This is a genomic window from Salinarimonas sp. NSM (genome assembly GCF_052380005.1).
GTDB lineage: Bacteria > Pseudomonadota > Alphaproteobacteria > Rhizobiales > Beijerinckiaceae > Salinarimonas.
The window spans coordinates 16,564-37,585 of record NZ_JBQTCJ010000041.1 but is presented as its reverse complement, the minus strand read 5'-3'; the positions used below and the strand labels follow the sequence as shown (position 1 = coordinate 37,585).

The window sequence follows — 21,022 nt, the reverse complement described above, 5'->3', positions numbered from 1 at the left end:
TTCCGTCTCGGGTGGTCGGGTCGGTGTCTCTCGGCCGGCGGCTCACACGCCGTGGCTCTGCAGCCAGGTCTCCAGCAGCGCCACCTGCCAGAGCTCCGAGCCCCGCAGCGGTGTGATCGCCGACCGCGGATCGTCGAAGAGGCGCTGCAGGTAGGCCTCCGAGAACAGCCCGCGCTCGCGCGCCTTCCGCGAGCCGAGCGTGTCGCGCACCATGTCGAGGGTCGGCCCCTCGATGTACTTGAGCGCCGGGACGGGGAAGTAGCCCTTCGGCCGGTCGATCACGTCCGCCGGGATCACCTTGCGCGCGGCCTCCTTGAGCACGCCCTTGCCGCCGTGCGCGAGCTTGTGACGCGAGGGTATGCGCGCGGCGAGCTCGGCGAGCTCGTAGTCGAGGAAGGGCACGCGCGCCTCGAGGCCCCAGGCCATCGTCATGTTGTCGACCCGCTTCACCGGGTCGTCGACGAGCATGATGGTGCTGTCGAGCCGCAGCGCCTTGTCGACCGGGTCGGTGGCGCCGGCTTGCGCGAAATGCGCCTCGACGAAGGCGCGGGCCTCGTCGCGGTCGAGCCGCCACTCGGCGCCCAGATGCTCGTTCAGCCGCGCATGCGAGCGGTCGAAGAAAGCCTGCGCGTAGTCGCCGACGGGGTCGTTCGAGCCGGCGACCTTCGGGTACCAATGGTAGCCGGCGAAGACCTCGTCGGCGCCCTGCCCCGACTGCACGACCTTGACGTGCTTCGCTACCTCTCGCGAGAGCAGATAGAAGCCCACGTTGTCGTAGGAGACCATCGGCTCGGACATGGCGCGGATCGTGTCCGGCAGCGCCTCGAGCATGTCGGCCGAGGGGATGAAGATCTTCGTGTGATCCGTGCCGTAATGCTTCGCGATCAGGTCGGAATAGACGAACTCGTCGCCCTTCTCGCCGTTCGCCTCCTCGAAGCCGATCGAGTAGGTGCGCAGCCCCGACTGACCCGCCTCCGCCAGCAGCCCGACGATCAGGCTCGAATCGACGCCGCCGGAGAGCAGCACCCCCACCGGCACATCCGCCACCATGCGGCGCGCCACCGCCTTGCGCAGCTCGTCGAGGGTGAGGTCGCGCCACTCGCCGAAGGACCGCTCCTCGTCCTGCGCCGAGCGCGAGAAGTCCAGCGACCAGAAGCGCTTCTCGGTCGTGGCTCCATCGGGCTCGATGATCCTGATCGTCGCGGGCGGCAGCTTGCGCACGCCTTTGAGCATCGTCCAGGGCGCGGGCACGACGGCGTGGAACGTCATGTAGAACTGCAGCGCGACCGGGTCGATGGTGCGGTCGACGTCGCCCGCCGCGACGAGCGCCGGCAGCGAGGAGGCGAAGCGCAGGCCCCGCGGCGTCTGCGCCAGGTAGAGCGGCTTGATGCCGAAGCGGTCGCGCGCCATCACCACGCGCCCGCTCTCGCGCTCGTGGATGGCGAAGGCGAACATGCCGTTGAAGCGGCCGACGCAGTCCGGCCCCCAGGCGTGGTAGGCCTTGATGATCACCTCGGTGTCGCTCGTCGAGAAGAAGCTGTAGCCCTTCCCCTCCAGCTCCGCCCGCAGCTCCGGGTAGTTGTAGATGCAGCCGTTGAAGGCGAGCGTCAGGCCGAGCGCCGCATCCACCATCGGCTGCTCGCCCTTCGACGACAGGTCGATGATCTGCAGGCGCCTGTGCCCGAAGGCGACCCGGCCGCGGGCGACCACCCCTTCCGAGTCCGGCCCGCGGCGCTCCATCGCGCCCGTCATCCGGATGATGGCGTCGGCCGAGGCCGGAGAGCCGTCGAAGGTGAGCTCGCCGCAGATTCCGCACATGTCGTGATTTCGCCTTTCACTGGGCCCCGCCCGATGGCGCGGCGTCTCGTCCGTTCATTCGAGATCAGATGTTTACAGCTCGAATGTTTTGATGTCAAATGATCTCCGGAGGATCACGGATGACGAACGACGAACGGCTGCGCTTCGTTCCAGAGCCCGCGCTCGCGGCGGGGTCGCTGGCCGACGGCTTCGCGACCGCACCCGGCCCGGAGCCGGTCGAGGCGGACATCGAGGCGCTCACCAAGGCGATCCGCGTGATCGCGCAGGCGATCGACACGCGCTCGAAGGCGATCTCTCGCGCGTCGGGGCTGACGATCCCGCAGATCGTGGTCATGCAGGCCGTGCGCGTACGCGGCGAGGTGACGACGAGCCTGCTGTCGCGCCATTGCCACCTGTCCGCCGGCACCGTCGTCTCGATCCTCGACAAGCTGGAGGAGCGCGGCTTCGTCGAGCGCTACCGCAACGCCGTCGACCGACGCATCGTGCACACACGGCTGACGGAGGCCGGCGACGTCGCGCTCGCCGCGGCGCCGACGCTGCTGCCGCCGACGGCGCTCGATGCGCTCGCGCACCTCGCTCCGCGGGAACGGGAGGGGCTCGTCGCCTCATTCCGCACCGTGGCCGCCCTCCTGCGCGGGAACGCGGGCGAGGCGGATTGACGGATCGGAGTGACGGTCGGTTAACCATGCGCGCCTAAAGCTCGTGCCGGACACGGGATGGTTCAAGCGCATGATTCACCGTCGAAACGCCCTCGCCCTGCTCCTCGGCGCGCCGCTGCTCGCGGGATGCGTCACCGCGCAGCCGCGCCGGCTGGAGCCCGGACCCGAGGGCGAGTACCGCCTCGCCGCGGGCGATCGCCTGCGCATCATCGTCTTCGGCCAGGACGACCTCTCGAACCTCTATACGGTCGAGCCCGGCGGCACGATCGCGATGCCGCTGATCGGCGCGGTACCCGTGGCGGGCGCGACGACGCGCATGGTCGAGGCACGGGTCGCCGAGCGCCTGCGCGGCGGCTTCCTGCGCGATCCGCAGGTCGCGGTCGAGGTGGACACCTACCGCCCGTTCTTCATTCTGGGCGAGGTCGCGAGCCCGGGGCAATTCCCCTACGTCGACGGACTCACCGTGCAGACCGCCGTCGCCATCGCCGGCGGCTTCACCCCGCGCGCGGCGCGCACGAGCGCGGAGATCACCCGCGAGGTCGGTGACGCGATGGTAACGGAAGCCGTGCCAATGACGTTTCCGGTACGGCCGGGAGACACGATCGTCGTCGCGGAGCGCTGGCTCTGAGCGCACACCGCCGCCCCGCGCCGGCGACGGTACCGGAGGCGACATGTCGACGAAGACCCCACACCTGCGCATCCTGCACGTGTTCCGCGCGCCACTCGGCGGATTGTTCCGGCACGTCCTCGACCTCACCCGCGCGCAGCTCGCCCGCGGCTACGACGTGGGCATCTTCTGCGATTCGACGACGGGCAACGCGGTCACCGAGGCCGCGCTCGCCGAGCTCGCGCCGCGCCTGTCGCTTGGCCTCCACCGCGTGCCGATCGCCCGCAACCCGGGGCTCGGCGACGTCACGGCGCTGCGCGCTCTGGGGCGGGTCCGCCGCGAGACCGGAGCGAACATCCTGCACGCCCACGGCGCCAAAGGCGGCGCCTACGCCCGCCTCCTGCCTCTGCCCGGCGGCACGCGCGTGGCGCGCCTCTACACGCCGCACGGCGGCAGCTTCAACTATCGTCCCGGCACCGCCGCACATCGCGTCTACATGGCGGTGGAGGCGCTGCTCGCGCGCCGCACCGAGGTCTTCACCTTCGAGAGCGCCTTCATCGCCGGCCGCTTCGCCGCGAGCGTCGGCGGCTTCGAGGATCGGGTGCGGGTGATCTACAACGGCATCTCGGACGCGGAATTCGAGCCGGTCGACACGTCCGCCGCCGCCTTCGACCTCCTCTACATCGGCGAGCTGCGCGCGGCGAAGGGCATCGACACGCTGCTCGACGCGCTCGCCCGGCTCCACGCCGACGGCCGGCCGATCACGCTGCTCGCGGTCGGGTCCGGGCCGGACCGCGAGGCGCTCGTCGCCCGCGCCGCCGAGCTGGGGCTCTCCGGGGCGATCGCCTTCGAAGGCCCCTGCCCCATCCGCCAGGCGCTCGGGCGTGCCCGCGTCATGGTCGTGCCGTCTCGGGCGGAGTCTCTCCCCTACGTCGTGCTCGAGGCCGCCGCCGCCTCGCAGCCGATGGTCTCGACCGATGTCGGCGGCATTCCCGAGATCTTCGGGCCGCAGCACGCGCGCCTCATCCCGCCCGACGACGCCGAGCGCCTCGCCGCAGCCATAGCGGCGAAGCTCGACGAGGGGGAGGTGTCGCGCCGGGCCGAGGCCGAGGCGCTCGCCGCGCACGTGCGCAGCCGCTTCGCGCTCGACACGATGGCGGAGGGTGTGCTCGCCGCCTACGCGGCCGCGCTCGACGTCGACGCGCCGACTCCGGCTCCCGCTGCGGCAATTCGCTCGGCTTAAGCCTTCTCTCACGCCCTCTGCTTACAAGACGCAAGGAAACAGGACCGAACGACGACGGGTCCTGTGAGGGACGAGACGATGAGCGCCTTGAACATTCGCGACCTCATGGCGGCTGCGGCAGGCGCCGCGGCGGTGGAGGGCTCCGCGCCCGCGCGCCGAGCCCCGCGCCCCGCCGGCGCGCCGCTCGCGGAAAGCGCGAGCGGCCTCCCCGTGGCTCGCAGCTGGTCTCCGGTCGTGCTCGTCGGGTCCGTGCGTGCACTCGAGGCGTTCCTCGTCGTCGGCAGCGGCCTCGTGGTGCACGCCGCCTATCTGGGCGGCGTCGTCTCCGCCGAGTACTGGACCGCGCTGCTGGGCATCGGCGCGCTGGCGATCCTCGGCTTCCAGGCGCTGGGCGTCTACTCGATCGGTGCCTTCCGCGCGTTCTTCCGCTTCGGCTTCAAGATCGCCTTGGGCTGGACGCTCGTCTTCCTCGTGGCGCTCGCCGCCGTGTTCCTGCTCAAGGTCGGCGCGACCTTCTCGCGCGTGTGGCTGGTGAGCTGGTTCGCGACGGGCCTCGCCGTGCTGACGACCTCGCGCCTCGTCACCGCGCTCGTCTTCACCGCGATGACCCGCGCCGGTCGCTTCGACCGCCGCACGGCGATCGTCGGCGGCGGGCCGGCGGCGGAGAGCATGATCAAGGCGCTCGACGCACAGCCCGACACCGGCGTGAAGATCGTCGGCGTCTTCGACGACCGCTCCGACGAGCGCTCCGCCGACGTCGTCGCCGGCTACCCCAAGCTCGGGCGCGTGGACGACCTCGTCGACTTCGCGCGCCACACGCAGCTCGACCTCGTCATCTTCACGGTCCCGATCTCGGCGGAGGAGCGCATCCTGCAGATGCTCTCCAAGCTCTGGGTCCTGCCGATCGACATCCGCCTCGCCGCGCATACCTCGAAGCTGCGGCTGCGCCCGCGCTCGTACTCCTACATCGGCTCGGTGCCGGTCCTCGACGTCTTCGACCGTCCGATCGCCGACTGGGACCTCGTGCTCAAGTGGCTGTTCGACAAGGTCGTCGGCAGCCTCCTGCTGGTGATGCTCTCGCCGGTCCTGCTGGCGACCGCGATCGCCGTGAAGCTCGATTCGAAGGGCCCGGTGTTCTTCCGGCAGAAGCGCTACGGCTTCAACAACGAGCTGATCGAGGTCTTCAAGTTCCGGTCCATGTACACCGAGATGGCGGACGCGACCGCGTCGAAGCTCGTCACGAAGGACGACCCGCGCGTCACCCGCGTCGGGCGGTTCATCCGCAAGAGCTCGATCGACGAGCTGCCGCAGCTCTTCAACGTGGTCTTCTTCGGTAACCTCTCCCTCGTCGGCCCGCGCCCGCACGCGCTCCACGCGAAGGCCGCCGACCGGCTCTACGACCAGGTCGTCGACGGCTACTTCGCCCGCCACAAGGTGAAGCCCGGCATCACCGGCTGGGCGCAGATCAACGGCTGGCGCGGCGAGACCGACACGCAGGAGAAGATCCAGCGGCGTGTCGAGCACGACCTCTACTACATCGAGCACTGGTCGGTGTTCTTCGACCTGCAGATCCTGGCGATGACGCCGGTCTCGCTCCTCTCCAAGAACGAGAACGCGTATTGAGCGCAGGAATCGCCCTCGACGGCGCGGGCGCCGCCGCGCCTCGGCTTCGACGTGGGTTCTCGCCCCGAGTCGAGCGGGGTGCCTTATGGCTCATGGGCTACGGAGGCGGCTTCGCCTTCATCGAGCCCTCGCCCTGGGAATTCGCGTTCTTCCTCGTCCTGTTCGTGCTCGGCGTGGGCGGCCTCAGGCTCCACCGCTCGACCCTGCCGATGGTCGCACTGCTGGCGCTGTTCAACATCGGCGGCGTCTTCAGCCTGGCGCCCTTCCTGCACGACGGCGATTCGGTGATGTTCATCGCCGTCTCGATCTACCTGATGGCGACGAGCGTGCTGTTCGCCGCGATGATGCTCGACCGCGGCGCCGAGCGCTTCGGCGCGCTGCGTTCGGGCCTGACGTGGGGCGCTGCGACGGCGAGCGTGGCGGGCATCCTCGGCTATTTCGACGTCGCGGGGCTCGGCGCGCTCTTCACGGTCAACGACCGCGCGTCCGGTACGTTCAAGGACCCGAACGTGCTCGGGACCTTCGTGATCTTTCCCCTCGTGCTCATCGCGCAGGACATCCTGACCGGCCGCGGCCGCTTCTGGCGCAACGCCGCGCTGTTCGCGGTGATCTTCGGTGGCGGCGTGTTCCTCTCCTTCTCCCGCGGCGCCTGGGGGCACGCGGGCGCCTCGCTCCTCATGGTGACGGGCCTCACCTTCCTGTTCGCGGCGACGCCGCGCATCCGCATGCGCATCCTAGGCCTCGTGGCGCTCGCGCCGGTCGTCGGCGTCGGCGCGCTCGGGGCGGCGCTCTCGATCGAGCCGGTGCGCGAGATGTTCGAGGTGCGTGCGAGCCTCAACCAGTACTACGACGTCGGGCCGACCGGCCGCTTCGGCAACCACGCCCGCTCGCTGCCGACGCTGTTCGAGATGCCCAACGGCTACGGTCCGCGCCAATTCCGCTACCATTGGCCCGAGGACCCGCACAACGTCTACATCAACGCCTTCGCCTCGTACGGCTGGCTCGGCGGCGTCGCCTACCTCGCGCTGACGCTCGCCACAGTCGCCGTGGGCTTCGCGACCGTGGCGATGCGCTCCACGCTGCAGCCGCTCGCGATCGCGGTCTGGTCGACGCTGTTCGTGCAGATGCTCCAGGGCTTCCTGATCGATACCGACCATTGGCGGCACTACTACCTGCTGCTCGGCCTGATCTGGGGCTTGTTCGCGCTCGCCCGGATCGAGGCGGCGTCGCGCGCGCGCGGCCGCGCGCCGGAACCCGACGGAGGACACCCGGCATGAACGAGATGCGCTCCCTCGCCGCACGGGATGCGGAAACGATCGCGCCCGTGACGATCGTCGGCTCGGACGCGCCGGTGACCTGCGGCGTGATGGACTACGCGCGGCGCCTGGTCGAGGCGATCGACGTCCTCGCGCCGGGCCTCGTGCGGATCGAGGCGATCGAGACCCGCCGGCCGCTCGCCTTCCTGCACGCCATCGTCTCGCGGCTGCGCCGCGGCGAGACCGTGCACATGCAGCTGCCCATCGAGGGCTGGGGCAACTCGCTCCTTCCGGGCGTCGCGCTGTTCCTGGCGCGGCTCGCGACCCGGCAGGGTCGCGTCGTCGTGACGCTGCACGAATGGATGTCGCTCAACCGGCTGCGCTATCTCTCGCTCCTCCCGGACGTCTGGGCGACCGACTCCTTCGTCTTCGTCTCCGAGCACCAGCGCGCCGCTTTCCGTACCTCACCCGTCGTCTCCCGCGCCAGGCGCGATGCCGCGGCGATGATCCCGATCGGCCCCAACATCATGGCCCGCCCCGGAGACGAGGCCGCGATCGCCGCCGAGCGCGCCCGCATCCGCGCGAACGGCGACGGACGCCCCCAGCTCGTCGTCGGCTTCTTCGGCGTGCTCTACGCCTCCAAGCGCCCCGAGCTCCTGCTCGAGACGCTCGCTGCGTTGCGCGCGAAGGGTCTCGACGCGCGCCTCGTCGTGTGTGGCGATTTCCTTCACGACAAGCCGGACGACCGCCCCGCCTTCCTGTCCCGTGCGAAGGCGCTCGGCGTGGCCGACGCGCTCGACTTCCGCGGCCGCATCGACGACGAGGTGGAGCTGATGACGGTGCTCGCCGCCTGCGACGCCTTCCTCCTCCCCTACACCGACGGCGTCAGCGCCCGGCGCGGCACGTTCCACGCGCTCGCGCAGATCGCGCGGCCGCTCGTCACGACCGCGCCTGCACGCGCCGACGAGTTCGCGCTCTTCCCCGCGCTCGCCGCGAAGATCGCGAGCCCGGCGACGCGGCTCGTGCCCACCGACGCGCCCGCGCGCACCTTCGCCGACGCGCTCGTGGCCGCGCACGCGCGGCGCGACGAGGCGATCGCGGTCGATCTCGCGTCCCTCTGGGAGGAGGCGGCGCGCGGCCACCTCGCGCTCTACGAGGCGCTGCGCGGATAGGTCGGGGACGCCGCGCGCACCGCCGCGAGGCTGGCCGCCACCATCGCCGCGGCGGCGAAGGTCTCCGCCGCGAGCCGCACCCAGGCGAGCCGCGCCGGGTCCTCGCCGCCGGCGAAGAGCGCCGCACCGGCGAAGACGAGGATCGCGGTCGTAACCTGGATCGTCATGATCTGCCGGTCGCGCCCGTGAACCACGAGGACGCCGTTGTTGCAGGCGGCGTTGACCGCGACGAGGGGAAGGATGAAGGCGGCGATCCGCAGTACGCCCGCCGCCTCGCCGTAGCCGGCGCCGAACAGGATGCGCACGATCGGGTCGGCGGCGAGGAACAGGAAGCCGCCGAGCGCGACCCCGAGCGCCACGAGCGCTCCGGCACCGCGCCGGAAGACGCGCGCGGCGCCGTCGGGATCCTGCACGCGCCGGCTCGCGATCTCGGGCATGACGACCTGCATCACGGGCCAGAGCACGTTCGCCGAGCCCATGACCACGCGCTCCGCGGCGGCGTAGACGGCGACGAGCTGAGGCGCCATCAGGAAGCCCGCGAGGTAGACGAGGCCGAGCCCCGGCGCCGCGCTCGCGGCCTTGGCCACGAAGAGCGAGGCGCCGCCGCGCAGGTGCGCCGCGACCGCGCTCCAGGGAGGCCGCACGACGCCCACGCGCCGCGCCGTCATCCAGTGCCCGATCACGACGGCGAGCGCCAGCGGCCCGGCCTGGAGCGCGAGCACCAGCGCCGCGTCGCGCGGGCCGTAGGGCACCAGGAAGACGAGGAGGAGGAAGGCCGCCAGCGCCCCGATCTCGAGGAAGGCGTAGACCTGCGCGCGGCCGACGCCCTGGAAGAACCAGCCGGGGGCGAGCCCGAGCGCGAGGCCGAGGGCGACGGTGAGCGCGACCAGGGCGGGATCGCCCCCGAGCGTCGGCAGGAGGAGCGCCGCGAGCGTCCCCATGACCGCGGCCGGAAGGCAAAGCAAGAGCTTCGCCGCCACGATCTCCCGCGCCGCGCGCGCGAGCCGGCCCTCGTCGCCGCGCGCCTGCGCCACGGCCCGGGCGCCGTAGGTGGCGAAGCCGTACTCCGGCGCCAGCATGACGAGATAGGCGAGCGCCTGCGCGCTCATCAGCGCGGCGAAGGCGTCGACCTCGAGACGACGCGCCACGATCGGCAGGACGAGGACCGGGATCACCAGCCGTGCGAGCTGGGCGCCGTAGACGGGGATGAAGGTGCGCACGATCACGGGGCGACTCGATCGGTCGTGGCGCGGGGCGCCGGTCCTCTCGATTAGCCCCTGCCCGCTTGAGAAAGCGTTGCGACGCCGGCTCCCGGGGCTCGGCAACGGCATCCGGCGAGAGAAAAGAGGCCCGCCGACACCGGGTCGGCGGGCCTTGAAGGTGCTCTCGATGTGCGCCCCCACAGGCGCACGTGGTACGGTAGGCTAGCGCGCGATCGGCGGCAACTGGGTTCTTCTCATTTGTTAGTTCCTATCCACAGCCGGTGCCGACGAGCCCGCAGCGCGCATGCTCGCGCTCACAGCCGCGTCCTGCGCCGCACCCGACGCCCGTTCACCGGCCGCTTGAGGGCGCTGGAGAGGGTCGTGGCGAGCTCGACGAGCTTCTGGCGAACGGACGCATCGTCGATGGCGAGGAAGGCGTGGATCAGCAACCGCCCGTCCTCCGTCGAGAGAACGCGCTGGGCGTCGATGGCGGGCTCGTAGACGGACCCCGACTCGCGGAACTCCGCGCCACGCTCGTAGAAGTCCGCCACCGGGCACTGCAGCGCATTCGCGATGGCGAAGAGACGGCTCGCTCCGACCCGTTCGGTCCCGTTCTCGTACTTCTGCACCTGCTGGTACGAGACGCCGATCTGCTGCGCGAGGCTCTGCTGATTGAGCCCGAGATCGGTGCGGCGCTGCTTGATGCGGCGCCCGATCTCACGATCGACCTCGTTCGGATGCTTCTTCATATCCATCTTCGGCTCATCACCACCCGACATACGTTTGCCTCCACGTTGTGCCCTCGTGCCGGCCGGCACGACGACTGCACGCGCACGAACGACACCGCGGCGACAATCCGCGGTCGTCGAAGCGACAACAGTGAGTTTCGGACCTTCGAGCGCGTCCCGGACACCGGCCCCCGCCCCGACACGTCTCCGAACACTCTTTGTTCCTGCTTTTCTGGCGCGGCAATCTTCACGTGTCAAACGAAAACGAGCATTTCATCGCTAAAATCGCAATAGTATCTACTTCTGTTTGAGTATGCGACTGATAATCGTAATAGGTGTACCATCCGGCACCCACCGCGCGAGCATCCAGTCGGACGCGATTTATTTCAAGTTGAAACGGTTAGATGTCAGCGACACGCTGGAGTTCTTGCGACCGAATCCACGCAGGCCCGGAGACGGGACGTCGGTCGCTGACATGTCGCGGATCATCACTGCTTGACCTTGCGTGATGCACGATCGCGGCCGGTACTCTCGTCTGCGCGAACCCCACAGCGATTTTGGACGTGCCGAACGCCACGCGGCGGCGTGCCTGCACGGCACGCGTACGCGGCTCCCTTCGGCTTCCTCCCGCTCCTCCTGCGCCGGACGGCGCCACGAGGAGCCCAGGCACTCGACCGCATCGTCGCGCATCCGAAACGCGAGGCGACGCGCACCTCGCCGGCGACCCGGCTCGGATGATTCTCGACGATACGCGGGTCTCGTGCGATCGGCCGGCCCCCCGCGGACGCCGTGGACCCGGCGTCGACCGCCTCCGCGCCCATGTCGGGGCGATCAGCGGGTCGCGAGCAGCCCGAGCGCGGCGTCGAGGATCGTCTCGACCGCGAGCGCGGCCAGGACGAGCCCCATCACGCGGCTTATGATCGCCGCGCCCGCGTTGCCCAGGTACCTGTGCAGCCGGGACGCGGCGAGCAGCAGCCCGAGCACCACGGCGAGGACGACCAGCATCATCGCGGCGGTGAGCACCTGCTCGAGCACGGGGTGCGCGCGGTTGTCGGTGAGGAGCACCACGCTCAGCATCGCGCCGGGTCCTGCGATCGACGGGATGGCGAGCGGATAGACCGCGAGCTCGGCATCCGACTTCTCGACGAGGGCGCGCTCCTCGTCGGGCTTCGCCTCGCCGAGAATCATGCGCAGCGCGAACAGGAACAGCACGATCCCGCCGGCGATCTGGAACGAGACGAGGCTCACGCCCACCGCCTCCAGGAAGATCTGCCCCACGACGATGAAGCCGAGGAGCACGACCGCCGCGATCCCGACCGCCCGCACCGCCACCCCCGCTCGCCGCTCCGCTGCGACCCCCGCCGTCGCCGCGAGGAAGACGGGAATGGTGCCGACGGGATCGATGACGGCGAACAGGACCGCGAATTCCTGCAAGAGGTCCTGCACGAGCGCGGTGACGTCGATCGTCGGCATGCGGCCCCCCGGCATGATCTCGCCGGCGGCTGATCCGGCCAGCGGGCGGTCGAGTTCTAGCGCGGGGGCGAGAGGGGCGGCAAGGGTGGCAAGGGTGGCAAGGGTGGCAAGGGTGGCCGCAGGGCGGCCTTGCGCGAGCCGAAGTCGAACGGAGACGGTGAAGACGGTCCGCTAAGCCGGGAAACGGCGCCACGTTCGCGGCGCGCCGCGATGGGGAATCCGGCCATTATGAATTGGTCGGAGCGGCGGGATTTGAACCCACGACCCCTTGTCCCCCAGACAAGTGCGCTAACCGGGCTGCGCTACGCTCCGACGTGAGGGGGGAGATAGCCGGTTCGGGCGGCGCGCGCAAGCCCGGATGCGCCGCGAGGCGCGCGGCGCCCTCCCCCGGGCCGGCCGCCTCAGCCGGGATAGGCGCGCACGCGTTGCTCCTGCTCGCCGAGCTTCTCGATGCCCAGCCGCACGACGTCGCCGTCCTTCAGGTAGCGCGGCGGCTTCATGCCGAGGCCGACGCCCGGAGGCGTCCCCGTCGTGATCACGTCGCCGGGCTCCAGCACCATGAAGTGGGAGATGTAGGAGACGAGCTGCGCGCAGGAGAAGATCATCGTGCGGGTCGAGCCCGTCTGCATGCGCGCGCCGTTCACGTCGAGGAAGAGCGCGAGGTCCTGGGGGTCGCCGACCTCGTCGGCCGTGACGAGCCAGGGGCCGAGCGGGCCGAAGGTCGGCGCGGACTTGCCCTTCATCCACTGCCCGCCACGCTCCATCTGGAATTCGCGCTCGGAAACGTCGTTGCACACGCAATAGCCCGCGACGTAGTCGAGCGCCTCGTTGGCGGCGACGTAGCTCGCGCGCCGGCCGACGACGATGGCGAGCTCGACCTCCCAGTCCGTCTTCTGAGAGCCCTTCGGCAGCATGACGTCGTCGTTGGGCCCGACGATGCAGGACGGCGCCTTCGAGAACAGGATGGGCTCTGCGGGGATGGGCGAGCCGGTCTCGGCGGCGTGGTCGGCGTAGTTGAGGCCGACCGCGATGAAGTGGCCGACATCGCCGATGCAGGCGCCGAGCCGCACGCCGTCGGGTGCCTTCGGCAGCGAGGCCGGGTCGAGCGCCGCGATGCGCGTGAGGGTCTGCGGCGCGAGCACCGGGCCGGAAATGTCGGGGATCTCGCCGGAGAGATCGCGGATCGCGCCGTCGGCGTCGATCAGGCCGGGACGCTCCTCGCCGGGCGCGCCATATCGAACGAGCTTCATGTGGTCCTCCTGGTCGGCGCGCAGATTGGCCGCGCGGGCGCCCCCTGGCAACCGCGCACGGCGCGCGGACCGGCTCGGCAGGAGTGCGCGGCAGTCCCGCCGGTGTGTCCCTCGCGCAACGAGCAGCGGAATTTCGGCGGCTCGCGACCGGAGAATGGATGGAATTCCTGAGGACGAAGCTCGATTCGAATCGAAAGGTGGTCGCGCAACCGATTGGCGTGAAACACGTCTTCCTTCGTGCCCCGCGGCGTGGGGCGACGATCCCTAGGAACGTTCTCCCGCGCGGGCCTCTTTCCCAGCAGTTGCAACGCGCCGCGCAGGCGGCGAAGATCGTTCACCTATGAACGAATCGAGCGTGCGCTCGCACAAGAACCGCAGGAAACGACCATGGCATCCTTCCGCAAGGCCCTCGTCCTCGCCGCCGTCTCCGCGACCGCCGTCGCCGCCGCAACGGGCGCGAGCGCGAGCTCCTTCTCGCTGCGCTCGGGACAGAGCGCGGAGGGCCTGGGCCTCTCCTTCGCCGGCGCGGCCTCCGGCGGCATCGGGCTCGGCGCAATGGCCTGGAACCCTGCGACGATCGTCCTCTTCCCCGGCCGCAACACGCAGGTGAACGCCACCTACATCCTTCCCCGCGCGGAGTACGAGGTGACCGACCCGGTGACGCTCGGCACGGCCCGGGCGCTCGGCATCCCGGCCGGCACCGGCGAGATCGGCGGCAACGGCGCCTTCGTTCCGGCCTCCTACACGAACTTCCAGGTCGGCGACCTGCACATCGGCTGGTCCACCGGCGCGCCCTACGGACTGAGCTCGAAGCCGGAGAACCAGACCTCGCTCGCGAGCTTCTACAACCGCTCGGCCTCGATCCGCACGCTCAACTTCGCGCCGACGATCGGCTGGCGGGTGAACGACATGCTGGCGCTCGGTGCCGCAGTCCAGTTCCAATACATCGACGTCTCGCTCAAGCGTGCGCTAACGGGCAACCCGGCCCAGCTGCCCACGGTGAACTCCACGATCCTGGAGGGCGACGATCTCGCCTTCGGCTTCCGCCTGGGTGCGGTGCTGACACCCTGGGAAGGCGCGACGATCGGCATCGGCTACCGCTCGCAGATCGAGCACGACCTCGAGGGCAGCCTCACCGCCGGTGTCGGCGCGACCGCCGGCATCCCCATCCCGATCAGCGCGCGCCTGCACCTGCCCGACTCCGTCACCGTCGGCTACTCGCAGGTTCTCGACGATCGCTGGACCGTGCACCTGGGCGGCGAGTGGACGAACTGGAGCGTGTTCGACAACATCCCGATCCGGGCTGCCAACGGCGCGATCCTCAACTTCCTGAACTTCGAGTACGATGACAGCCTCTACCTCTCGGCCGGCGCGGAATACGCCTGGAACGACCGCCTGACGCTGCGCGCCGGCGTCGGGTACGAGTGGTCGGCGGTGTCGGATCGGACGCGCACGGTGATCATCTCGGACAACGACCGGCTCTGGCTGTCGGCGGGCCTCGGCTACCAGATCACGGAGCAGCTGCGCCTCGACGCCTCCTATGCGCATCTCTTCGTCGAGGAGGCCCCGGTGGCGCTCACCGCGAACTCGGGCAACCCGTCCTTCCAGACGCTGCAATACGTCGCCACAGCCGAGCCGTCGGTCGACATCGTCTCGGTGTCACTCACCTACCGCTGGGATCGCCCGCAGGCGGCGCCCGCGGTGCCGGCGGGCGTCTACAAGCCCTGAGCGACCCGCGACCCTGCGCGGCTTGACCGCACGGGCGGGCGGCGTCACAAGACGCCGCCTGTCGCGGGGAGGACCATGCGCGTCGACGACTTCGACTTCGACCTGCCGGACGAGCGCATCGCGCTGCGCCCCGCCGAGCCGCGCGACGCCGCGCGGCTCCTCGTCGTACGCCCCGACGAGAGCACCCGGGCCCGCCTCGAGGACCGCGTCGTGCGCGACCTGCCCAATCTCCTGAGGCCGGAGGACGTCCTCGTCCTCAACGACACCCGCGTCATCCCCGCGCGCCTCCACGCGCGGCGCACCCGCGGCGAGGCGGTCGCCGGCGTCGAGATCCTGCTGCACAAGCGCGAGGGGGCGAGCCGCTGGCGTGCGTTCGCCCGCCCCGCGAAGAAGCTCGCAGCCGGCGACCCGCTCGTCTTCGGCGACGCGGGCACATCGTTCGGCGCGCTCGCGGCCGTCGTCGCCGAGAAGGGCGAGGCCGGCGAGGTGGTGCTCGAGTTCGCGGTCTCCGGCCCCGAACTCGACCTCGCCGTCGCGCGCATCGGCGAGATGCCGCTGCCGCCCTACATCGCCGGCAAGCGCGCCGCCGACGCCCGGGACGCGCAGGACTACCAGACGATCTACGCCCGCGAGGCCGGCGCCGTCGCCGCACCGACGGCGGGCCTCCACTTCACGGACGACCTGTTCGCCCGGCTCGACGCGCGGGGGATCGCCCGGCATTTCGTCACGCTCCACGTCGGCGCCGGGACCTTCCTGCCGGTGAAGGTCGAGCACACCGCCGACCACCGCATGCACGCGGAATGGGGCACGATCACTGCGGAGACCGCGACCGCGCTCAACGCGGCGCGCGCCCGCGGCGGGCGGATCGTGGCGGTCGGCACCACCTCGCTGCGGCTGCTCGAGAGCGCCGTGCGCGAGGACGGCACGATTCCGCCCTTCTCGGGCGACACCGACATCTTCATCACGCCGGGCTTCCGCTTCCGCGCGGTCGACGTGCTGATGACGAACTTCCACCTGCCGCGCTCGACCCTGATGATGCTCGTCTCCGCCTTCTCGGGCCTGGAGACCATGCGCGCGGCCTACGCCCACGCGATCGCGAGCGGCTACCGCTTCTACTCCTTCGGCGATTCGAGCCTGCTGTTCCGGGCGGACGCCGAGGCCGGTCGATGAGCGTCGATGCCGGCCCCGACCTCTTCGGCCACCACGGCGCGCCGGTGCGGGCCCGCGACGTCGACCTGCACTATGCGATCGTCACCGGCCCCGAGGACGAGAACGCCGTGCTGAGGCGGGCGGAGTGGGTCGAGCGCTTCATAGGGCCGCCGCCGCCGGACCTGGGGAGCGTCGATCGCGCCGCCTATCGGGAGCTCGTCTCGGGCTACGTCTCCGGCCGGCACATGAGCTGCATCGCCCTCGCCGCCTGCGTGCTCGACCGGCACCTGAGCTGGATGTACCGCGTTCTCGGTCAGCGCTGGCGCGGGTCGCTCGAGGAGAAGGTCGAGCGGCTGCGCGACCTCGACACGCCGGTGAGCTTCATGCGCCCGAAGCTGCGGGCCATCGTCTCGGCCGCACGGGCATTGGGCGTCGAGGCACGGCCGAGGCCCGAGGCGCTCGACGCGGACGGCGCACCGATCGCCTGGGAAGAGCGCCTCGCGCTCGACGCGCGCGAGGCGGCGTCCGCTGCGATCTTCGTGATGACGCGTTTGCCCGTTCATCTGATGCGGGTGGCGAAAGGAAGCGCATGAGCGAGGAATTCCTCTTCACCGTCTCCGCGCAGGACGGCGCGGCCCGTACCGGCGAGGTGCGCATGCCCCGCGGCGTGATCCGCACGCCGGCCTTCATGCCGGTGGGCACGGCCGCGACCGTGAAGGCGATGTATCCCGACCAGGTGAAGGCGCTCGGCGCCGACGTCGTGCTCGGCAACGTCTACCACCTGATGCTGCGCCCGGGCGCGGAGCGCGTCGCCCGGCTCGGCGGCCTGCACGCCTTCATGAACTGGCCGTGGCCGATCCTCACCGATTCCGGCGGCTTCCAGGTCATGTCGCTCGCCGGCCTGCGCAAGCTCGACGAGGACGGCGTCACCTTCCAGTCCCACATCGACGGCTCGATGCACCGGCTCACCCCGGAACGCTCGATCGAGATCCAGGGACTGCTCGGCTCCGACATCCAGATGCAGCTCGACGAGTGCGTGAAGCTGCCCAACACCGACGAGGCGGTCGAGAAGGCGATGCGGCTCAGCTTGCGCTGGGCAGAGCGCTGCCGCATCGCCTTCGGCGAGCAGCCGGGGCGTGCCATGTTCGGCATCGTCCAGGGCGGGGCGAACGCGCGGCTGCGCATCGAGAGCGCGCGCGAGCTCGTCGGGCTCGACCTGAAGGGCTACGCCATCGGCGGGCTCGCCGTCGGCGAGCCGCAGGACGTGATGCTCGCCATGATCGAGACGGTCGAGCCCCACCTGCCGCCGGGCAAGCCGCGATACCTCATGGGCGTCGGCACGCCCGACGACATCGTCGAGGCCGTGCGCCGGGGCGTCGACATGTTCGATTGCGTGATGCCGACCCGTGCCGGCCGCCACGGCATGGCCTTCACCCGCTCGGGCCGGCTCAACCTCAAGAACGCGAAGTACGCCGAGGACACGAGGCCGCTCGATGCCGGCTCCAAGTGCGAGGCGGCCACCGCCTATTCTCGCGCCTACCTGCACCACCTCGTCCGGTCGAGCGAGATCCTCGGCATGATGCTGCTGACCTGGAACAATCTCGCCTACTACCAGGACCTGATGGCCGGCCTGCGCAAGGCCATCCGCGAGAAGCGGCTCGACGACTTCGTCGCCGAGACGAAGGAGGGTTGGGCCAAGGGGGCGATGGACGAGGGGGCGGAGCCGGCTGGACACGCGAACGGGGTGGAGTAGGCTGGGCGGCGACTTCCGGAGGTGATGCCCCATGCCCGAAATCACCGTCACGCTGAGCGAGCGGCATCACCGATTCCTGGAGCGGCAGGTCGAGCAGGGGCAATACGAGAGCGCCTCCGCCGCCGTTGCAGCCTGCGTCGAGAGCCTGATGGAGATCGAGGCGCATCTGACCGCGACCCTGTCGGCCCGGGCGGAGGAGATCCGTGCTCGCATGGCGACCCCGCTCGAGGAGTACGTCGATGCCGAGGACGTCTTCGAGGCGCTGCTGGACCAGCTGGGCCGGAACGGGGACGGCTGATCCCATCCCGAGCACGGCGGGAGATTTCGGTTGCGGTGCCGGAACGGGTCGCTATGTTCCGGGCTCTTTCGCCGACGCTCCACCAGCCCCGATCCACCCTGCGAAGGCACGCGCGCGCTGACGATGACGAAGACGATCCGGATCTCGCTCGACGCCATGGGCGGCGACCACGGCCCGTCCGTGGTCGTGCCGGGCGCCGCGCTCGCGCTGGAGCGCCATCCGGGCCTGCGTTTCGTCCTGTACGGGGACGAGGCCGTGGTCGCGCCGATCCTCGCCGCGCACCCCAAGCTGAAGGAGGCGACCGAGCTGCGCCACGCCGCCGTCTCGGTGGCGATGGACGCCAAGCCGAGCCAGGCGCTGCGGGTGGGCCGCTACAAGTCCTCGATGTGGCTCGCCCTCCAGGCGGTGCGCGACGGCGACGCGCAGGTCTGCGTCTCGGCGGGCAATACCGGCGCACTGATGGCGATGTCGATGTTCTGCCTCAAGACCATGCCGCAGGTGGATCGCCCGGCCATCGCCGCGATCTGGCCGACGACGCGCGGCGAATCGATCGTGCTCGACGTCGGCGCCTCGATCGGTGCGGACGCGAGCCACTACGTGAACCTGGCGGTGCTCGGCGCCGCGATGGCGCGCATCGTCTTCGACCTCGAGCGCCCGCTCGTCGGCCTGCTGAACGTCGGGCGCGAGGAGATCAAGGGGATCGAGGCGGTGAAGGAGGCATCGCGCATGCTGCGCGAGGGCACGTTCCCGCACCTCGCCTATCACGGCTTCGTCGAGGGCGACGACATCGGCAAGGGCACGGTGGACGTCGTCGTCACCGAGGGCTTCACCGGCAACATCGCCCTCAAGACCGCCGAGGGCACGGCCAAGCAGCTCGGCGAGTACCTGCGCGGCGCCATGAGCCGCACGCTGATGGCCAAGATCGGCTACCTCTTCGCCAAGAGCGCGTTCGATGCGCTGAAGGCGAAGATGGACCCCAGCCGCTCCAACGGCGGCGTCTTCCTCGGGCTCGAGGGCGTCGTCATCAAGAGCCACGGCGGGGCCGACGCCAAGGGCGTCGCGGCGGCGATCGACATCGCCTACGACATGGCACATTTCGACCTGATGCGAACCATCAGGGACATGCTCGAGGAGACGCCGGCCGTCCCGCCGGCGTGAGGAAGAGACCCAGATGAAGGTGCGTTCCGTCGTCAGGGGCTGCGGCTCCTACCTGCCGCCGAAGGTGGTCCCCAACGCGGATCTCGAGGGCATCGTCGCGACCTCGGACGAGTGGATCGTCCAGCGCACCGGCATCCGCAACCGCCACATCGCCGCCGAGGGCGAGACGACCTCGACGCTCGGCCTCGCCGCGGCGAAGGCGGCACTGGCGGACGCGGGCATGACCGCGGACGACATCGACCTCATCGTCTGCGCCACCTCGACGCCCGACCACACCTTCCCCTCGACCGCGACGATGATCCAGGCCGGGCTCGGCATGCATCATGGTGCGGCGTTCGACGTACAGGCCGTGTGCACCGGCTTCGTCTACGCCGTGGCCGTCGCCGACAAGTTCATCGCCACGGGCTCGGCGCGCCGGGCGCTGGTGATCGGGGCGGAGACCTTCTCGCGACTGCTCGACTGGACGGACCGCACGACCTGCGTGCTGTTCGGCGACGGCGCGGGCGCCATCGTGCTGGAGGCGCAGGAGGGTGCCGGCACGAGCGCCGATCGCGGTGTGCTGACGACGCAGCTGCGCTCGGACGGGCGCTACCGCGACAAGCTCTACGTCGACGGCGGGCCGGGCTCCACGGGGACGACCGGGCACCTGCGCATGGAGGGCCGGGAGGTCTTCCGATTCGCGGTGGGGATGGTCACGGACGTGGTCGAGGCGGCCTTCGAGGCGACCGGCACCAGCGCCGAGGAGCTCGACTGGTTCGTGCCCCACCAGGCCAACAAGCGCATCATCGACGCGTCCGCCGACAAGCTCGGCATCGCCCGCGATAAGGTCGTGATCACGGTGGATCGCCACGGCAACACCTCCGCGGCATCGATTCCGCTGGCGCTCGACGTGGCATCCAAGGACGGGCGCCTGAAGCGGGGCGATCTCGTCATGCTGGAGGCCATCGGCGGCGGGTTCACCTGGGGCAGCGCACTCATCCGGTGGTAGCGAATGTGCGATCGCCGTCGCGCGGGCTGTTGATTCACGGCGCGCCACGGCCTAGCGTTTCCGGGCGTGAGCGGCGGACGAGGGGGCTCATCTGATGGCGGGACGGACGGTGACGCGCGCTGATCTGTGCGAGGCGGTCTACCAGCGCGTGGGCCTGTCGCGGACCGAGTCGGCGGCCCTGGTGGAATCGGTCTTGTCCGAGATCTGCGATTGCCTGGAGCGCGGAGAGACCGTGAAGCTCTCTTCCTTCGGCTCCTTCGTGGTGCGCGAGAAGGGCGAGCGGATCGGCCGCAACCCCAAGACAGGGGTCGAGGTGCCGATCGAGCCCAGGCGCGTGATGGTCTTCAAGCCGTCCAACGTGCTCAAGGCGCGGATCAACGGCGAGAGCGTGGCGGACGGCGAGGACTGAACCGGCATCGGGGACGCGAGCGGAGGGCGGCATGGACAAGGGACCCGAAGCCTTCCGGACGATCAGCGAGGTCGCCGAGGATCTCGACGTCCCCCAGCACGTCCTGCGCTTCTGGGAGACCAAGTTCGCCCAGATCAAGCCTCTCAAGCGCGGCGGCGGCCGACGCTTCTACCGGCCCGAGGACGTCGATCTCCTGCGGGGCATCCGCCACCTGCTCTACGGCGAGGGCTACACGATCAAGGGCGTTCAGCGCATCCTCAAGAGCGAGGGCGTGCGCTTCGTCGCCGCCGTCGGCCGGGGCGAGGCCAAGGTCGAGCCGTCCCTCACCGGCGAGGGCGCCGAGGCCGAGCGCGGCGCCGACACCGCCGAGGAGGCCGCCTTCGCCACCCGGGAGCGAGACACCTTCCTCTCCGACGATGCCGCCCGTACGCTCCGCTCCGCGCTCGACGAGCTGATGGAATGCGAGCGCCTGCTCGCGGCCCTGCGCGAGCCGGGGTGAGGCGGCCGC

General features: G+C 70.5%; 20 protein-coding genes and 1 tRNA gene. 15 read left to right on the top strand and 6 right to left on the bottom strand.

Features of this window, described 5'->3' with window-relative positions; translation table 11 throughout:
- Positions 1-42: 42 nt before the first annotated feature.
- Positions 43-1,818, bottom strand: coding sequence for an N-acetylglutaminylglutamine amidotransferase (locus ACTZWW_RS15075; RefSeq protein ID WP_444781790.1), 1,776 nt, complete (start codon positions 1,816-1,818; stop codon positions 43-45).
- 119 nt (positions 1,819-1,937) lie between these two features.
- On the opposite strand from ACTZWW_RS15075, the gene ACTZWW_RS15070 reads away from it, so the two are divergent.
- The 6 genes from ACTZWW_RS15070 to ACTZWW_RS15045 all read left to right on the top strand — a co-directional run bounded on the left by ACTZWW_RS15070 (position 1,938) and on the right by ACTZWW_RS15045 (position 8,378).
- Positions 1,938-2,477, top strand: a complete 540-nt coding sequence (locus ACTZWW_RS15070; RefSeq protein ID WP_444781789.1) for a MarR family winged helix-turn-helix transcriptional regulator — start codon at positions 1,938-1,940, stop codon at positions 2,475-2,477.
- A 70-nt stretch (positions 2,478-2,547) separates the two neighbouring features.
- Positions 2,548-3,105, top strand: a complete 558-nt coding sequence (locus tag ACTZWW_RS15065; RefSeq protein ID WP_444781788.1) for a polysaccharide biosynthesis/export family protein — start codon at positions 2,548-2,550, stop codon at positions 3,103-3,105.
- 43 nt (positions 3,106-3,148) lie between these two features.
- Positions 3,149-4,327, top strand: coding sequence for a glycosyltransferase family 4 protein (locus tag ACTZWW_RS15060; RefSeq protein ID WP_444781787.1), 1,179 nt, complete (start codon positions 3,149-3,151; stop codon positions 4,325-4,327).
- Positions 4,328-4,405: 78 nt separating this feature from the next.
- A complete protein-coding gene (locus ACTZWW_RS15055; protein ID WP_444781786.1) occupies positions 4,406-5,950 on the top strand; it encodes an undecaprenyl-phosphate glucose phosphotransferase in 1,545 nt (514 codons plus the stop codon).
- 92 nt (positions 5,951-6,042) lie between these two features.
- Positions 6,043-7,227 (top strand): O-antigen ligase family protein, encoded by a 1,185-nt coding sequence (locus tag ACTZWW_RS15050; protein ID WP_444781785.1) that lies wholly within the window; start codon positions 6,043-6,045, stop codon positions 7,225-7,227.
- Entirely contained in the window at positions 7,224-8,378 is a 1,155-nt protein-coding gene (locus tag ACTZWW_RS15045; protein WP_444781784.1) for a glycosyltransferase, read from the top strand. The genes ACTZWW_RS15050 and ACTZWW_RS15045 overlap by 4 nt, the downstream gene beginning before the upstream one ends.
- Here the strand turns inward: ACTZWW_RS15045 and ACTZWW_RS15040 are convergent.
- The 5 genes from ACTZWW_RS15040 to ACTZWW_RS15020 form a co-directional block, all read right to left on the bottom strand.
- A complete protein-coding gene (locus tag ACTZWW_RS15040; RefSeq protein WP_444781783.1) occupies positions 8,357-9,604 on the bottom strand; it encodes a lipopolysaccharide biosynthesis protein in 1,248 nt (415 codons plus the stop codon). The two genes, ACTZWW_RS15045 and ACTZWW_RS15040, sit on opposite strands and share 22 nt — an antisense overlap.
- Positions 9,605-9,894: 290 nt before the next feature.
- Complete coding sequence (locus ACTZWW_RS15035) at positions 9,895-10,329, bottom strand: helix-turn-helix domain-containing protein (protein ID WP_444781782.1); 435 nt, start codon at positions 10,327-10,329, stop codon at positions 9,895-9,897.
- Positions 10,330-11,139: 810 nt separating this feature from the next.
- A complete protein-coding gene (locus tag ACTZWW_RS15030; protein WP_444781781.1) occupies positions 11,140-11,781 on the bottom strand; it encodes a MarC family protein in 642 nt (213 codons plus the stop codon).
- A 234-nt stretch (positions 11,782-12,015) separates the two neighbouring features.
- Positions 12,016-12,093: transfer RNA gene (locus ACTZWW_RS15025), tRNA-Pro, on the bottom strand.
- Positions 12,094-12,182: 89 nt separating this feature from the next.
- Positions 12,183-13,031 carry a fumarylacetoacetate hydrolase family protein gene (locus tag ACTZWW_RS15020; protein ID WP_444781780.1) on the bottom strand — a complete coding sequence of 283 codons (849 nt, stop codon included), beginning with the start codon at positions 13,029-13,031 and terminating at the stop codon, positions 12,183-12,185.
- Positions 13,032-13,418: 387 nt separating this feature from the next.
- Here ACTZWW_RS15020 and ACTZWW_RS15015 point away from each other — a divergent pair, with 387 nt between their 5' ends.
- From ACTZWW_RS15015 to ACTZWW_RS14975, 9 genes are all read left to right on the top strand, one after another.
- The gene (locus tag ACTZWW_RS15015) at positions 13,419-14,759 is read left to right on the top strand and encodes an OmpP1/FadL family transporter (protein WP_444781779.1); all 1,341 of its coding nucleotides are present in this window, start codon (positions 13,419-13,421) and stop codon (positions 14,757-14,759) included.
- A 75-nt stretch (positions 14,760-14,834) separates the two neighbouring features.
- Complete coding sequence (gene queA, locus ACTZWW_RS15010) at positions 14,835-15,929, top strand: tRNA preQ1(34) S-adenosylmethionine ribosyltransferase-isomerase QueA (RefSeq protein WP_444781778.1); 1,095 nt, start codon at positions 14,835-14,837, stop codon at positions 15,927-15,929.
- Positions 15,926-16,501 (top strand): hypothetical protein, encoded by a 576-nt coding sequence (locus tag ACTZWW_RS15005; RefSeq protein ID WP_444781777.1) that lies wholly within the window; start codon positions 15,926-15,928, stop codon positions 16,499-16,501. Before queA ends, ACTZWW_RS15005 begins: the two co-directional genes overlap by 4 nt.
- Positions 16,498-17,661 (top strand): tRNA guanosine(34) transglycosylase Tgt, encoded by a 1,164-nt coding sequence (gene tgt, locus ACTZWW_RS15000; RefSeq protein ID WP_444781776.1) that lies wholly within the window; start codon positions 16,498-16,500, stop codon positions 17,659-17,661. The genes ACTZWW_RS15005 and tgt overlap by 4 nt, the downstream gene beginning before the upstream one ends.
- A gap of 31 nt (positions 17,662-17,692) precedes the next feature.
- Positions 17,693-17,959, top strand: a complete 267-nt coding sequence (locus ACTZWW_RS14995) for a type II toxin-antitoxin system ParD family antitoxin (protein ID WP_444781775.1) — start codon at positions 17,693-17,695, stop codon at positions 17,957-17,959.
- Positions 17,960-18,082: 123 nt separating this feature from the next.
- Positions 18,083-19,117 (top strand): phosphate acyltransferase PlsX, encoded by a 1,035-nt coding sequence (gene plsX, locus ACTZWW_RS14990; RefSeq protein WP_444781774.1) that lies wholly within the window; start codon positions 18,083-18,085, stop codon positions 19,115-19,117.
- A gap of 13 nt (positions 19,118-19,130) precedes the next feature.
- Positions 19,131-20,105 carry a beta-ketoacyl-ACP synthase III gene (locus ACTZWW_RS14985; RefSeq protein WP_444781773.1) on the top strand — a complete coding sequence of 325 codons (975 nt, stop codon included), beginning with the start codon at positions 19,131-19,133 and terminating at the stop codon, positions 20,103-20,105.
- A 94-nt stretch (positions 20,106-20,199) separates the two neighbouring features.
- Positions 20,200-20,514, top strand: coding sequence for an integration host factor subunit alpha (locus ACTZWW_RS14980; protein WP_444781772.1), 315 nt, complete (start codon positions 20,200-20,202; stop codon positions 20,512-20,514).
- A 31-nt stretch (positions 20,515-20,545) separates the two neighbouring features.
- Entirely contained in the window at positions 20,546-21,013 is a 468-nt protein-coding gene (locus tag ACTZWW_RS14975) for a MerR family transcriptional regulator (RefSeq protein WP_444781771.1), read from the top strand.
- Positions 21,014-21,022 lie beyond the last annotated feature (9 nt).